At 73.7% G+C, this 14552-nt stretch carries 7 protein-coding genes and 1 pseudogene; all 8 read right to left on the bottom strand.

Translation table 11 applies throughout. The features are described 5' to 3' along the window. Window positions 1-78: 78 nt before the first annotated feature. Window positions 79-1743, bottom strand: a complete 1665-nt coding sequence (locus ACZ5FU_RS01410) for a M4 family metallopeptidase (RefSeq protein WP_451526161.1) — start codon at window positions 1741-1743, stop codon at window positions 79-81. Window positions 1744-2053: 310 nt separating this feature from the next. Then, window positions 2054-4099, bottom strand: a complete 2046-nt coding sequence (locus tag ACZ5FU_RS01405; protein WP_468646850.1) for a M4 family metallopeptidase — start codon at window positions 4097-4099, stop codon at window positions 2054-2056. A 261-nt stretch (window positions 4100-4360) separates the two neighbouring features. Beyond that, window positions 4361-6178 (bottom strand): ABC transporter ATP-binding protein, encoded by a 1818-nt coding sequence (locus ACZ5FU_RS01400; RefSeq protein WP_468646852.1) that lies wholly within the window; start codon window positions 6176-6178, stop codon window positions 4361-4363. Between the two features lie 491 nt (window positions 6179-6669). Then, window positions 6670-8262: pseudogene (locus ACZ5FU_RS01395) on the bottom strand (ABC transporter ATP-binding protein); the annotation flags it as partial. 146 nt (window positions 8263-8408) lie between these two features. Further along, window positions 8409-10268, bottom strand: a complete 1860-nt coding sequence (locus ACZ5FU_RS01390) for an ABC transporter ATP-binding protein (protein ID WP_469044090.1) — start codon at window positions 10266-10268, stop codon at window positions 8409-8411. Continuing rightward, on the bottom strand, window positions 10265-12190 hold the full coding sequence (locus tag ACZ5FU_RS01385) for an ABC transporter ATP-binding protein (protein ID WP_469044089.1): 1926 nt from the start codon (window positions 12188-12190) through the stop codon (window positions 10265-10267). The genes ACZ5FU_RS01390 and ACZ5FU_RS01385 overlap by 4 nt, the downstream gene beginning before the upstream one ends. A gap of 245 nt (window positions 12191-12435) precedes the next feature. Further along, complete coding sequence (locus ACZ5FU_RS01380) at window positions 12436-12939, bottom strand: ATP-binding protein (protein ID WP_451526166.1); 504 nt, start codon at window positions 12937-12939, stop codon at window positions 12436-12438. 430 nt (window positions 12940-13369) lie between these two features. After that, entirely contained in the window at window positions 13370-14137 is a 768-nt protein-coding gene (locus ACZ5FU_RS01375; RefSeq protein WP_451526167.1) for an enoyl-CoA hydratase/isomerase family protein, read from the bottom strand. Between the last annotated feature and the right edge of the window lie 415 nt (window positions 14138-14552).

The raw sequence follows: 14552 nt of genomic DNA, 5'->3' as shown, positions 1-14552 counted from the left end.
CCCAAGAGTAGGGCGGCACCCGGGGAGTCCTCCTCCCGGGTGCCGCCCCGTCTCAGTCACTCACGCCGGTGGCGTACGTCAGGCGACGTTGACCGCGGTCCAGGCGGCCGCGACCGTCTTGTACTCGGTGCTGGTGGAGCCGTACAGGGCCGACGCCGCGTTCAGGGTCGCCGTGCGGGCGCCCGCGTAGTTGGTCGTCGAGGTCATGTACGTGGTCAGCGCCTTGTACCAGATCTGCGCCGCCTTGGCGCGGCCGATGCCGGTGACCGTGGAGCCGTTGTACGTCGGGGAGTTGTAGCTGACCCCGTTGATCGTCCTCGAACCGCTGCCCTCGGACAGCAGGAAGAAGAAGTGGTTCGCCGGGCCGGACGAGTAGTGCACGTCCAGGTTCTTCAGCGACGACGACCAGTAGTTGGCCGAGGCGCCGTCCTTGCTCGGCTGGTCCATGTAGCGCAGCGGCGTGCCGTTGCCGTTGATGTTGATCTTCTCGCCGATGAGGTAGTCGCCGACGTCGGAGGAGTTCGCCGCGTAGAACTCGACGGCCGTGCCGAAGATGTCGGAGGTCGCCTCGTTCAGGCCGCCGGACTCGCCCGAGTAGTTCAGGCCCGCGGTGTTGGAGGTGACGCCGTGGCTCATCTCGTGGCCGGCCACGTCCAGCGAGGTCAGCGGCTTGGTGTTGCCGGAGCCGTCGCCGTACGTCATGCAGAAGCAGCTGTCGTCCCAGAACGCGTTGACGTACGCGTTGCCGTAGTGGACGCGGGAGTAGGCGGCGACGCCGTTGTTCTTGATGCCGTTGCGGCCGAAGGTGTTCTTGTAGAAGTCCCAGGTGGTCTGGGCGCCGTAGGCCGCGTCGACCGCCGCCGTCTGGTCCGTGGAGGAGCTGGAGGCCACGCCGGTGCCCCAGGTGTTGTCGGCGTCCGTGAAGAGCGTGCCGGCCGCGCTGGTGGTGCTGCGCGCCTTGTTGTACGTCTTGTGGCCGCCGCGCGAGGTGTCGTACAGCTGGTACGTCGAACCCGACAGCGTCGAGCCGATGGTGACCGTGCCGGAGTACAGGCTCTTGCCGGTGCCGGTCTCGATGCCCTGGTACTCGTACAGCTTCGCCCCGGTCGCCGCGTCGGTGATGACGTGCAGCTCGTTGGGGGTGCCGTCGTCCTGGAGGCCGCCCACGACGGTCTCGTAGGCCAGGACGGGCTTGCTGCCGTTGCCGGCCCAGATCACCTTGCGGGGCGCCTGCGAGGCCTCGGTGTCCTCGGAACCCGCCGCCTTCGCCAGCGACAGCGCCTGGCTCTCGGCCTTGGCGGCGCCCACGGCCGGGGTGGTCGAGGCGACCTTGATGGTGGCCGTCGTCGCCTTGGTGACGCCCTTGTTCGCGCCGGCCGCCGACTCGTGGACGACCAGGTCGCCGCCGAGGACCGGCAGGCCCGCGTAGGTGCGCTCGTAGCGGGTGTGGACCGTGCCGTCGGCGTCCTTGACGACGTCCCGGACGACCAGCTTCTCCTGGGCGCCGAGGCCTATCTCCTGCGCGGTGGAGGGGGCGTCGGCCTGCTTGTCCTGGATCAGGGCGGTGCGGGCGGCCGGAGCCAGCGCGGTCGGGACGGCGAGGGGCTTGGCGGCCGTCACGTCCGCCGAGGTCTGGGCGGCGGCGCTGCCGGAGGTGAGTCCGGTGGTGACGAGGGCCCCGGCCGCGACGGCGGTGGCGATGGCCAGGGTGGTGCGCTTGTGACGCGCGTAGAGGGAGGACACACAAGCTCCTTGGGTGTGGGGGTGTCCGGCCGGCATGGGGTGTCCGGCCGTGACGGCTGTGAAGTTGTGCGGCAGGTGACAGGAAGACTGGCATCCAGGTCGCGTACATGTCATGACCCTGAAGTGATGTTGGCTGAAAATCGACCAACCGGTGAACGTTTCCGCTGTGTGAACGGGCGTGACCTGGGTCAAGGGCCAACAGCAGGCGGGCAATCGGATGGCAAAAAGAGGACGCCGTTCCAGGGCTTCGAGCCCTGGAACGGCGTCCTGTGGGTGGGGGGTGGGCCGCCGCGCGGCCCCCGGCGACGACCTACGGGAAGGTCAGCTTCCAGCCGCTGATGTAGCCCGTGTCCGCGGCCGCGTTGTCCTGGACGCGCAACGTCCAGACACCGTTGGCGACTTCGGAGGACGCGTTCACCGTGTAGGTGGTGTTCAGGTTGTCCGCGCTGCCGCCGGTGCCGTACGCCTTCAGCGTGTACACCGTGCCGTCGGGGGCGACCAGCTGCACCCGGAGGTCGCCGACGTAGGTGTGGACGATGTCGACCGCCACCGCGAGGTTCGACGGCGCGTTGCCCGTCCGGCCGGAGACGGTGATCGGCGAGTTGACCGCCGCGCCGTTGTCCGGAATCGACACGTCGGTGGTGGACTCGAAGGAGGTGCCGCCACCGCCGCCACCGGGCCGCGTACCGACCGCGATGCCCGCCCACGCGTTCTGCACCGCGGTGTACTCGGCGCTCGTCGTGCCGTACAGCTCACCGGCCGCCGCGAGGGTGCCGGTACGGGCGCCCGCGTAGTTGGTGGTGGAGGTGAACTTGGTGGTCAGCGCGCGGAACCAGATCTTCTCCGCCTTGTCCCGGCCGATGCCGGTGACCGGCAGCCCGTCCGAGGTGGGCGAGTTGTAGGTGACACCGTTGATGGTCTTGGTGCCGCTGCCCTCGCTCAGCAGGTAGAAGAAGTGGTTGGCCGGGCCCGAGGAGTAGTGCACGTCGACCGAGCCGATGCCGGAGTACCAGCTGTCCTTGGAGGAGCCGTCCTTGCTCGGCTTGTCCATGTAGCGCAGCGGCGTGCCGTCGCCGTTGATGTTGATCTCCTCGCCGATGAGGTAGTCACCGACGTCGGAGGAGTTGTTGGCGTAGAACTCGACGGTCGAGCCGAAGATGTCGGAGGTCGCCTCGTTCAGACCGCCCGACTCGCCGCTGTAGTTGAGGCCGGCCGTGTTGGAGGTGAGCCCGTGGGTCATCTCGTGCGCGGCCACGTCGATCGACGTCAGCGGGTTGGCGTTGCCGGAGCCGTCGCCGTACGTCATGCAGAAGCAGGCGTCCTGCCAGAACGCGTTGACGTAGTTGTTGCCGTAGTGGACGCGGGAGTAGGCCCCGACCCCGTCGCCGCGGATGCCCGAACGCCCGTGCACGTTCTTGTAGTAGTCCCAGGTCAGCTGGGCGCCGTAGGCGGCGTCGGCGCCGGCCGACTCCAGGTTCGACGCGCTGCCGTTGCCCCAGACGTCGTCGGGGCCGGAGAAGAGCGTGCCGGTGCCGGAGGTGCCGCGGTTGAGGTTGTACGTCTTGTGGCCGCCGCGGGCGCCGTCGGTCAGGTTGTACGTCGACCCGGACTGCGTGCTGCCGATGGTCACCTGACCGCTGTACACCGTGTTGCCGGTGCCGGTCTCGACGGCCTCCCACTTGTACAGCTCGGCACCCGTGGTGGCGTCCGTGACGACGTGCAGCTCCTGCGGGGTGCCGTCGTGCTGGAAACCGCCCACGACCGTCTCGTAGGCCACGGTCGGCGTGCCGTTCGCGGCCCAGATCACCTTGCGGGGCGCGCGGTTGACGTCGGGACTCTTGGCGTCCTCCGCCTTCGCCGCCGACAGCGCCTGCGCCTCGGCCTTGGCCGCGGGCACCTTGGCCGTGGTGGTGGCCGGCTTGATGGCGGCGCGGGTCGCCTTGACGACGGACTGCGTCGCGCCGGCCGGGGTGGACTCGACCACCAGGTCGCCGCCGAGGACCGGCAGGCCCGCGTAGGTGCGCTCGTAGCGCGTGTGGACCGTGCCGTCGGCGTCCTTGACGACGTCCCGGACGACGAGCGCCTCCTGGGCGCCGAGGCCCAGGTCCTTCGCCTGCTGCGCCTTGCCGGCGTTCGCGTCGCGGATCAGCTCGGCGCGCTGGGCGGGGGTGAGCCGGACCGACTCGGAGCCGGGCGTCGCCTGGCCGGCCGCGCGCGGCGACTGCTCGGGGGCGGCCGTCGCGGCACCGGACTGCACGGCGGCGGCGATGAGCGCGGAGACGCCGACCAGGGCGAAGGCCGCGACCCTGCGGGAGGGGGTGTGGGAGGTGCGTCTGCGAGAGGGACTGCTGCTCAACACTGACTCCTTCTGCGCGGCCGCGGGTCACGCGGCCGGGGGAGACCGCGCGGCGGGTGGGCCGCGCGGGCACAACTAGGGCCGTACGCAGAACGGTTGAAGCTGTGGGGTTGCTGTGCAGTAGCAGTGGGAAGAGTGGCAGCCGACAGCGCTATCTGTCAGGAGCGCGTCAGGAAGTTGGCTGGAAACGGTTCGTTGTCCGGGAGTTCATGTTCGATATACGGAGGGATCATCCGGGGCCGACGGCCCGGCACACCGCCGTCAGGCGTCCTGCGCGCGCCGGGAGCCGCCGTGCCGCGGCTCCCCGTGCCACGTCGCCCACAGCGCCGCGTACGCCCCGCCCGCCCGCACCAGCTCCTCGTGCGTGCCGAGTTCGGTCAGCCGGCCGTCCTCCATCACGGCGACCCGGTCCGCGTCGTGCGCGGTGTGCAGCCGGTGGGCGATGGCGATGACCGTACGGCCGCGCAGCACGGCGGCCAGCGCGCGCTCGGTGTGCCGGGCGGTCGCCGGGTCCAGCAGGGCCGTCGCCTCGTCCAGGATCAGCGTGTGCGGATCCGCCAGCACCACGCGCGCCAGGGCGAGTTGCTGCGCCTGCGAACCGTCGGTGCGGTGCCGGCCCGCGCCCACCTCCGCGTCCAGGCCGCCGGGCAGCTCCCGCACCAGGTCGGCGGCGCCGACCGCGGCCAGCGCCGCCCACAACTCCTCGTCCGTGGCCTCCGGTTCGGCGATCAGCAGGTTCTCGCGGACCGTGCCGAGGAAGACGTGGTGCTCCTGCGTCACCAGGACCACCTGCCGGCGCAGCGCCTCCGGGGCCAGGTCCGCGACCGGGACCCCGCCCACCGTGACCGAACCCGCCGTCGGCGCGTCCACGCCCGCCAGCAGCCGGCTCAGCGTCGTCTTGCCCGCACCCGAGGGGCCCACCACCGCGAGCCGCTCGCCGGGCCGCACCGTCAGGTCCACCCCGCGCAGCACCTCGCCGCCGCGGTCGTAGGCGTACCGCACGCCCGTCACGTCGATCCGGTCGTCCGCCGGGACCGGCGCCTCCCCCTCCGGCACGGACCGCGGGGCCGCGGCCAGCCCCTCCACCCGCGCGAACGAGGCGCCGCTGCTCTGGAGTTGCTCCACGCGCATCAGGATCTCGTCGAGCGGCCCGGTGAACTGCCGCAGGTACAGGGCCGCCGCCACCACCGTCCCGAGACTCAGCGCGCCCCGCGCGTGCAGCGTCCCGCCCACCAGCAGGACCCCCGCGACGGGCAGGGAGTACGACACCTCCACCACCGGGAAGAACACGCTCCGCAGGAACAGCGTGTGGAACCGCGCACGGCGCGAGACCTCCAGCGCGTCCCGGCTCGCCGCCGTCCGCCGCTCCTGGAGCCGGAACGCCTCCACCGTGCGGGCCCCGCCCGCGGTCTCCGCGAGGACGCCGGCGACCTCCGAGGTGGCCGCCCCCTCGGCGAGGTACCCGGCGCGCGCCCGCCGCAGGTACCAGCGCAGCGCCCACCAGATCGGCGTGAGCCCGAGCACCCCGACCGCACCGAGCAGCGGGTCGATCGCGAACACCGCGCCCAGCAACAACAGCGCCTGCACGCCGCAGACCAGCAGCTCGGGCCCGGCGTCCCGCAGCGTCGTGCCCACGGCCGCCACGTCGGCGGTGCCGCGGGTGGTGAGGTCGCCGGTGCCGGCCCGTTCCACGGCCGACGCGGGCAGCGCCAACGTCCGCTCGACGAAGCCCTCCCGCACCCGCGCGAGCGTCCGCTCCCCGAACCGGTGCCCCGCGTACCGGGCCCAGCGGGCCAGCAGCAACTGCGCCAGCGCGCACACCAGGATGGCCGCGGCCAGGCGGTCCACCGCCGCGACCCCGCCGCCGGAGCCCACCTCGTCGATGATCCGGCCGAGCAGCCAGGGTCCGGCCAGACCGGCCGCTGCGGCCAGCACGTTGAGCGCCAGGACGGCGCCGAAGGCCCGCCCGTCGGCCCGCACGAGACGCCCGGTGGCCCGCCGCACCTCGGCCGGCGAGGCCACCGGAAGCCGCCCCGCCTCCCCGCCGTTCCCGGCCGGGACCTTCCCGTCCGACGTCATCGCACAGCCTCCTCCGCGGCCCCGCCGCCTGCCCCGCCGCCGTCCCGCGGGCTCTGCACGTCGTCCTGTGTCCCCTGCGCGGGCTGCGAGTCCTGCGCGATCTGCGAGTCCTGCGGTTCCCGTGCGCCCTGCGAGTCCTGCGGTTTCCGTGTGACCGATGGGTCCTGCGAGGACTGCGCGGATTGCGAGTCCTGTGGGCCCTGCGTGTCCCGCGAGGCCTGTGCGGTCGGTGGGCCCTGTGCGTCCCACGTGCCCGGTGCGGTCGGTGAGCCCTCTGCGTCCCGCGTGCCCGATGCGTTCTGCGGGTCCCGCACGACGGGTGCGACCCGTGTGCCCCGTGCGACTGGCGTGCCCTGCAAGACCTGTGCGTCCTGCGTGCCCTGCGAGGCCCGTGCGTCCTGCGTGTCCAGTGAGACCTGCGAGGCTCGTGAGGCCTGCGCGTCCTGTGCGTCCCGCGTGGCCCCCGGGCCCCCAGAGGCCCCAGAGATCTTCGGTTCCGCCGGTTCCACCGGTTCCTCAGCGTCTCGCGCCACCAGCGCCTGGTATCCCGGCTCCGTCTCCAGCAGCACCCGGTGCCGGCCGCTCGCCGCGAGCTTCCCGTCGACCAGGTACAGCACCCGGTCCGCGTGGTCGAGCAGCAGCGGGGAGGTGGTCGTCACGACGGTCGTCCGGCCGGCGCGCGCCTCGCGCAGCCGCCGCGCGATCACCGCCTCGGTGTGCGCGTCGAGCGCCGACGTCGGATCGACGGCGAGCAGCACCTCGGGATCGGCGAGCAGCGCCCGCGCCAGCCGCACCCGCTGCCGCTGGCCGCCGGACAGGCTGCGGCCCCCCGCCGCCACGGGGGAGTCGAGTCCCTCCGGCAGGCCCTGCACGACGTCCTCGGCGGCAGCCGCCCACAACGCCCGGTCGGTCTCCGCGGCGGACGCCTCGCGCCGCCCGCCCACCAGCTCGCGCAGGCTGCCGGCGAACAGGTCCGCCTCGTTGTCGGCGACCAGGATCCGCTCCCTGACCCGTGCCGGGTCCACCTCGTCGAGACGCACACCGCCCCAGGTGACGTCGGTCGGCCCGTACCGGCCCAGCCGGTCGATCAGGGCGGCCGTGTCGGCGGGCCGCGCCCCGGCCAGCGCCGTCAGCCGGCCGGGCGCGATCCGCACACCGGAGGCCGGGTCGTACAGCACCTCCGGCCCGGCGGGCGCCTCGGCGGTACCGGTCCCGGGATCCGGCTCCAGCCGCAGCAGCCGTACGACCCGGCGGGCGGCGACCACGCCCCGGCTGAGCTGGTAGCCCATGTCCACGATGAACGCGACCGGGCCGACCAGGACGGCCACGTAGCCGTACACCGCCACCAGCTCGCCGACCGTCAGTTCGCCCTGCGCCGCGAGCCGGGCCGCCAGCCAGGTCACCACGGCGAGGAACACCGTCGGCAGCCCCACCCCGAGGGCCTGCATCCAGCTGGTGACCGAGCCGACCCGGTAGCCCTGGGCGCGCAGCCGCTGCGAGTCCCGGTGGAAGGCCTCCGCGAACAGGCCCTTGCCGCCGAGGCCGTTGAGCACCCGCAGGCCGCCCGCGAGGTCGCCGATCCGCGCGGTGAGCACCCCCTGCCGCTCCCGGTACTCGCCCTCGGCGCCCTGGAGCCGGCCCATCAGGGGGCCGACCAGTACGGCGATCACCGGCATCCCCAGCACCACGACGGACGCGAGCAGCGGCGAGACCGACAGCAGCACCCCGGCGACGACGACGTAGACGACGACCGAGCCGACGCCCGGCCCGATCACCGTCAGGGCCGTGGCGATGGGCTGCACGTCGCCGACGCCGATCGTGACCACCTCCCCGGCCCCGACCCGGCGCGGCAGCGCGGCGCCCAGCCGGACCATGTGCCCGACGACCACCTTCACCGTGCGGAAGTTGGCGTCCATGCGCACCCGGGTCATGGTGCGGTGCCGCATGATGCTCACCCACGAGTTGAACGCCCCCACCAGCACCAGCGCGGTCGTCCAGCCCGCCAGCGCGGCCGTGTCACCCCGCTCCAGCCCGTCGTCGACCGCCCGGGACATCAGGTACGGCGCGACCGCCATCAGCACCATCCAGACGCTGGACAGCACCGCTCCCGCCACCGCCCGCCCCGGCTGGCGGCGGGTCAGCCACCACAGGTACCACCAGCCGCCGCGGCAGTCGGGCGTGCCGGGGTCGGCGTGGGCGTCGATCGGCCGGCGTCCCGCCCGTCGCTCCCTCACGCGAGGCTGTCCCGCCAGGCGCGGTGCAGGTCCGCGAACCGGCCGGTGCCCGCGACGAGCTCGTCCGGGGTGCCGTCCTCGACGATCCGGCCGTGCTCCATGACGAGCACCCGGTCGGCGATCTCCACCGTCGACAGCCGGTGCGCGATCACCACCGCCGTACGGCCCTTCAGGACCGTCGCCATCGCCGCCTGCACGGCCCGCTCGCCGGGCACGTCGAGCGAACTGGTCGCCTCGTCCAGGATCAGCACCGCCGGGTCGGCGAGCAGCGCCCGCGCGAACGAGACGAGCTGGCGCTGACCGGCGGAGATGCGGCCGCCGCGCCTGCGCACGTCCGTGTCGTAGCCGTCGGGCAGGGCGCTGATGAACTCGTGCGCGCCGATGGCCCTCGCCGCCCGCTCGATGTCCTCCCGGCTCGCGTCCGGCCGCCCGAGCGCGATGTTCTCGGCGACCGTCCCGGAGAACAGGAACGCCTCCTGCGTCACCATGACCACCCCGCGCCGCAGCTCGGCCGTCGCCAGCTCGCGCAGGTCGACGCCGTCGAGCAGCACCCGGCCCGCCGTCGGGTCGTAGAAGCGGGCGAGGAGCTTGGCCAGGGTGGACTTCCCGGCGCCGGTCGAGCCGACCACCGCGACGGTCTGTCCGGCGGGCAGGGTGAGGTCGAAGCGGGGCAGGACCTCCCCGCCGGTGCGGTAGCCGAAGCCGACGCCGTCGAAGACGACCTCGCGGCCGGGCAGGCCCGACCGGCGGGCCGGCAGCTCCCGCGGCGCGGCCGGCTCGGGCACGGACGGCTCCTGGGCCAGCAGCCCCGCGATCTTCTCCAGGGAGGCGGCCGCCGACTGGTAGGAGTTGAGGAACATGCCGAGCCGGTCGATCGGGTCGTACAGTCGCCGCAGGTACAGCACCGCCGCGGCCAGCACGCCCAGCGCCAGCGAACCGTCCGCCACCCGCCGGGCGCCCCACAGCACGATCAGCGCGACGGCGGTGTTGGCGACCAGCCGGGAACCGACGACGTACCGGGCCATCTCCAGCAGCGCGTCGCCGTTGCTCCGCTCGTGCCGCTGGTTGAGGACCCGGAAGCCGGCCTCGTTGACGGCCTCCCGGCGGAACGCGCGCACCGGCCGGATGCCGTTCACCGTCTCCACGAACTTCACGATCACGGCCGCGATGGCCGTGGACCTGGCGGTGAACACCTCGCCCGCGCGCCGCTGGTAGACCCGGACGAGGAGGTAGAGCGGCCCGAACGAGGCCACCGCCACCGCGCCGAGGCCCAGGTCCAGCCAGAGCAGCATCGCCGAGATGTAGAGGAAGGACAGGACGACCGTCACCAGCTCCTGCAGGCCCTCGCTGAGCAGTTCGCGCAGCGACTCCACGTCGGTGGTGGAGCGGGAGATGAGCCGGCCCGAGGTGTAGCGCTCGTGGAAGTCGACGCTCAGCGCCTGCGCGTGCCGGAAGATCCGGCCGCGCAGGTCCAGCAGCACGTCCTGGTTGACGCGGGCGGAGGCGATCAGGAACGCGTACTGGAGTCCGCCGCCGGCCAGCGCGCACCCCAGGTAGCCGACGCCCACCGCGACCAGCGGCCCCAGGTCGTCCTCCCGGAACGCCGGCACGGCCCGGTCGATGGCGTACGCCACCAGCAGCGGACCCGCCTGCACGGCCGCCTGCTGGAGCAGCAGCAGGAACGTGGTGAGGGCGACGCGTGCCTTCATCGGGGCGAGCAGCGAGCGCAGCAGGGTGCCGGTGGCACCCGGCGGGCTGGGCAGGACGTCCCGGTCGAAGGCGTCGGCGTCCTCCGGGGCGGCCGTCAGGTCCCGCTCGTCGTCGGCGGTGGGGGAGGCGGTCGTGGGCGCGGTCATCGGCGGTCGGCCTCCTGGTCCCCGGACATCAGACGGGCGTACTCGGCGTGGGTGCGGAGCAGTTCGTGGTGGGTGCCCACGGCGGTGACGCGGCCGCCCGACAGCAGGGCGACCCGGTCGGCGAGCAGCACGGTGGACGGCCGGTGCGCGACGATCAGCGCGGTCGTGTCGGCGAGGACGCGGCGCAGGGCGGCCTCCACGGCGGCCTCCGTGTGGACGTCCAGCGCGGACAGCGGGTCGTCGAGCACGAGGAACCGGGGCCGGCCCACGACGGCCCGCGCCAGCGCGAGGCGCTGCCGCTGCCCGCCGGACAGGCTCAGCCCCTGCTCACCGACCTGGGTGCGGGTGCCCTGCGGCAGCGCGTGCACGAACTCGGCCCGGGCGACGGCCAGGGCCCGCTCCAGGTCGCCGTCGTCCGCGCCGTCGCCGGCGCCCATCAGCACGTTCTCCCCGACGCTCGCCGAGAACAGCGTCGGCTCCTCGAAGGCGACGGCCACCTTCGCGCGCAGTTCCTCGCGGGGCATCGCGGTGATGTCCTCCCCGTCGAGGGTGATCCACCCGGAGGTCACCTCGTGCAGCCGCGGCACGAGCGCGGTGAGCGTGGTCTTCCCGCTGCCGGTGGCGCCCACCAGCGCCATGGACTCGCCGGGCCGGACGTGCAGGTCGACCCGGTCGAGGACGGGCGGGGAACCGGGGTCGGCGTCGGGGTAGCGGAAGGTGACCCCGTGGAACCGCAGGCCCCCCTCGGGGAGCGGCCCGTACCCGCCGGGGACCACCGGGACCGGCCGCGGGCCGTCCGTGACGGCGCCCGACGGCGGGCCCTTCGTGACCGGAGCCGGAGCCGGAGCCGGAGCCTCCGTGACGGCGGCCGGAGCGGAGGCCGGGGCCGGGCCGGGGGCCGGTGCCCGCCCGCCGGGGGGCCCGTCGTCCTCCGGTTCCGCGTCCAGCACCTCGAAGTACCGTTCCGTGGCCGTCGCCGCCTCCTGGCTCATCGCCAGCAGGAAGCCGATGGAGTCCACCGGCCACCGCAGGGCGAGGGCCGTGGAGAGGAAGGCGACCAGCGTGCCCGCGGACAGCTCGCCGTCCGCGACCCGCACCGTCCCCAGCACCAGCGCCGCGCCGATCGCCAGCTCGGGCAGGGTCACGATGACCGCCCAGATCGTCGCCAGCAGCCGCGCCTTGTGCAGTTCCGTCCCGCGCAGGGTCGACGACAGCTCGTGGAAGACCCGCGCCTGACTGCGGTGCCGGCCGAAGCCCTTGACGACGCGGATGCCGAGGACGCTCTCCTCGACGACCGTCGTCAGGTCGCCGACCTGGTCCTGGGCGCGTCGCGCCACGCGCGCGTACCGGTTCTCGAAGACCACGCACATGACGACCACGGGGATCGCGGGCCCGAGGATGATCAGCCCCAGCGCCCAGTCCTGGAGCAGCATGATGGTCACGCCGACGAGGATCGTCACCCCGTTGACCAGGAGGAACGTCAGCGGGAAGGCGAGGAACATGCGCAGCAGCATCAGATCGGTGGTGCCCCGGGACAGCAGCTGCCCCGACGCCCACCGGTCGTGGAAGGCCACCGGCAGCCGCTGGAGGTGCCGGTACAGACCGGCCCGCATCTCCGCCTCGACGTGCGACAGCGGCCGTGCCACCAGCCAGCGCCGCAGCCCGAACAGCAGCGCCTCCGCGATCCCGAGCAGCAGCAGGTACAGCGCGCCCAGCCAGACGCCCGTCGTGTCCCGCTCCGCGACCGGCCCGTCCACCAGCCACTTGAGGACGAGCGGGATCACCAGCCCCGTGCAGGAGGCGATGACCGCGACGGCCGCGGCGGTGAACAACCGCGCCCGGACGGGCCGTACGTACGGCCACAGGCGCAGCAACGTCCGCACGGCGGAACGATCCTTGGTGGGGGCAGGTGTCGTGGGCATCAGGAGCGAGCCTACGGAACGCCACTGACGACGCCCACCGAGTTTCGGCCGGGCCGGGCTCCGCCCTCGGAGCTACGACCTGCGCGTTCGGGCCCTCGAACCGGTCGGGCCGGGGTCCGGCGACGGGCCGGTGTCATCCGATCGGCCGACGCGGCGCGGAGCCGCTCCCGGGCCGGCTCGATACCCGGGGGCACCGGCACCCGGGGCACCGGCACCCGGGGCGCCGGCGGAGAGGGGCCGGCCGGTCAGCGGTCGGTGACGCGCATCTCGAACCACGTCGTCTTGCCGCGCGGCAGCAGGTCGACGCCCCAGCGGTCGGACAGCTCGTCGACGAGGAACAGCCCCCGGCCGCTGACGTCCGTCTCCTGGACCGGCATCAGACAGGGCAGCCCCCGCGAGGGGTCCCGGACCTCGACGCGGATCCAGCCGCGCCGCCTGCGCAGGCGCAGTCCGAAGACACGGGCACCGGTGTGGCGTACGGCGTTGCCGACGAGTTCCGAGACGAGCAGGACGGCGTCCTCGGTCATTGCGGGGGTGAGCTGCCAGTGGCGGAGGAGGACGACCTGGGTGAGGCGCCGGGCCGTGGCGGCGGATTCGGGGCGGGACGCCAGCTGGACCTCCGCCTCCGTGGGGTCGCCGAACAACTCCAGTGCTTTGAGCGCCTGTTCGTCCTCGACCGCGGGCGACCAGCGTGCCGCGTCCACACGCCCGTGCCCCCGCGGCTGTTCGTCACCCTCCAGCCCCGCCATGCCCCCCATCATGGCGGCCCGTCTCCCCGCCGGGGGCCGTTCCGGGGGAATGCGCCCCCCGGAAGCCCCCCGTTCCGCGCGCGCCGGCCGGTGTGCGCCAGGGGCGCTCGGATGAGGGGTGAACGCCGTCCGACCTGCGGTGACGCCTCGCCGAGAAGTGCTTTCGCGCTTCCCCGGCGAGACGCCCCGACGCCGCCGCGCGGCCCCGACGGAGCGCCCCGTCGAGGGCCCCGGAGAGACCTCCCGGCGAGCCCCGGAGAGAGCCCGGCCGGGGCCAGGCCGGGTCCCGGACGGGGCTTTCCGCGCGAGGGACCTGCCGCGACCCGGATGAGACACTCCGTCAATTGCAAGGGCTTTCAAAGACCTCGGGCGAGACGCGTCTCACATCGTTCCCGCGTCCGGCCCCGCCCTCGGGGCCGGCGGAACGGTCTCACCGGAACTTCGCCTTGCCCGGCCCCTCCTCCACGAAGCTGCGCATGCCCGTCTCCCGGTCGGGGGTGGCGAACAGACCCGCGAACCAGTTCCGCTCCACCGCGAGACCGGTCTCGATGTCCGTCTCCAGACCGGTGTCGATCGACTCCTTGGCCGCCCGCAGCGCGAGCGCCGGGCCCTGGGCCAGCTTCGCCGCCCACGCGTGCGCCTGCGCGTACACCTCGTCGGCCGGGACCACCCGGTCCACCAGCCCCAGCGTCAGCGCCTCGTCCGCCTTCACCATGCGGCCGGTGAAGATCAGGTCCTTCGCCTTGGACGGGCCGACCAGCCGGGACAGCCGCTGGGTGCCTCCCGCGCCCGGGATCAGGCCGAGCAGGATCTCCGGCTGGCCCAGCTTCGCGTTGTCCGCGGCGATCCGGAAGTCCGCGCACAGCGCCAGCTCGCAGCCGCCGCCCAGCGCGTATCCGGTCACGGCCGCGACCACCGGCTTGGGGATGCGGGCCACCGCCGTGAAGGCGTCCTGCAGCGCGCGGGCGCGCAGGACCATCGCCGTGTGGTCCATGAGCTGCATCTCCTTGATGTCCGCGCCCGCCGCGAACACCTTCTCGCCGCCGTACACGACGACGGCCCGTACGTCGTCACGACGGCCCGCCTCCTCGGCGAGCTCCTTGAGCCGGTCCTGCGTGGCGACGTTCAGCGCGTTCATGGGCGGGCGGTCCAGGCGCAGCGTGCCGACGCCCTCGGAGACTTCGAGATTCACGGTCATGCCCAGCAGGTTAACGGGCACTAACGGGGGCGGGGTCGGTGCCGTGGGTCACACGGGTGTGGCTGGGGGTCCGGGGGTCGTCCCCCGGGCGGGTGCTGCACGGGCACTAACGGGGGCGGGGTCGGTGCCGTGGGTCACACGGGTGTGGCTGGGGGCCGGGGGTCGTCCCCCGGGCGGGTGCTGCACGGGCACTGACGGGGGCGGGGTCGGTGCCGTGGGTCACACGGGTGTGGCTGAGGGCCGGGGGTCGTCCCCCGGGCGGGTGCTGCACGGGCACTGACGGGGGCGGGGTCGGTGCCGTGGGTCACACGGGTGTGGCTGGGGGTCCGGGGGTCGTCCCCCGGGCGGGTGCTGCACGGGCACTGACGGGGGCGGGGCCGGTGCCGTGGGTCACACGGGTGCGGCCGGGGGTCCT

It is taken from the genome of Streptomyces sp. NPDC031554, assembly GCF_055580685.1.
This window is presented reverse-complemented; position numbering and strand designations above follow the sequence as displayed.

Bases quoted from the DNA above. Each gene is read 5' to 3' on its own strand.
- ACZ5FU_RS01390 (WP_469044090.1), bottom strand. From the start codon at position 10,268: ATGACCGCGCCCACGACCGCCTCCCCCACCGCCGACGACGAGCGGGAC.
- ACZ5FU_RS01380 (WP_451526166.1), bottom strand. From the start codon at position 12,939: ATGGCGGGGCTGGAGGGTGACGAACAGCCGCGGGGGCACGGGCGTGTG.
- ACZ5FU_RS01385 (WP_469044089.1), bottom strand. From the start codon at position 12,190: ATGCCCACGACACCTGCCCCCACCAAGGATCGTTCCGCCGTGCGGACG.
- ACZ5FU_RS01375 (WP_451526167.1), bottom strand. From the start codon at position 14,137: ATGACCGTGAATCTCGAAGTCTCCGAGGGCGTCGGCACGCTGCGCCTG.
- ACZ5FU_RS01400 (WP_468646852.1), bottom strand. From the start codon at position 6,178: ATGACGTCGGACGGGAAGGTCCCGGCCGGGAACGGCGGGGAGGCGGGG.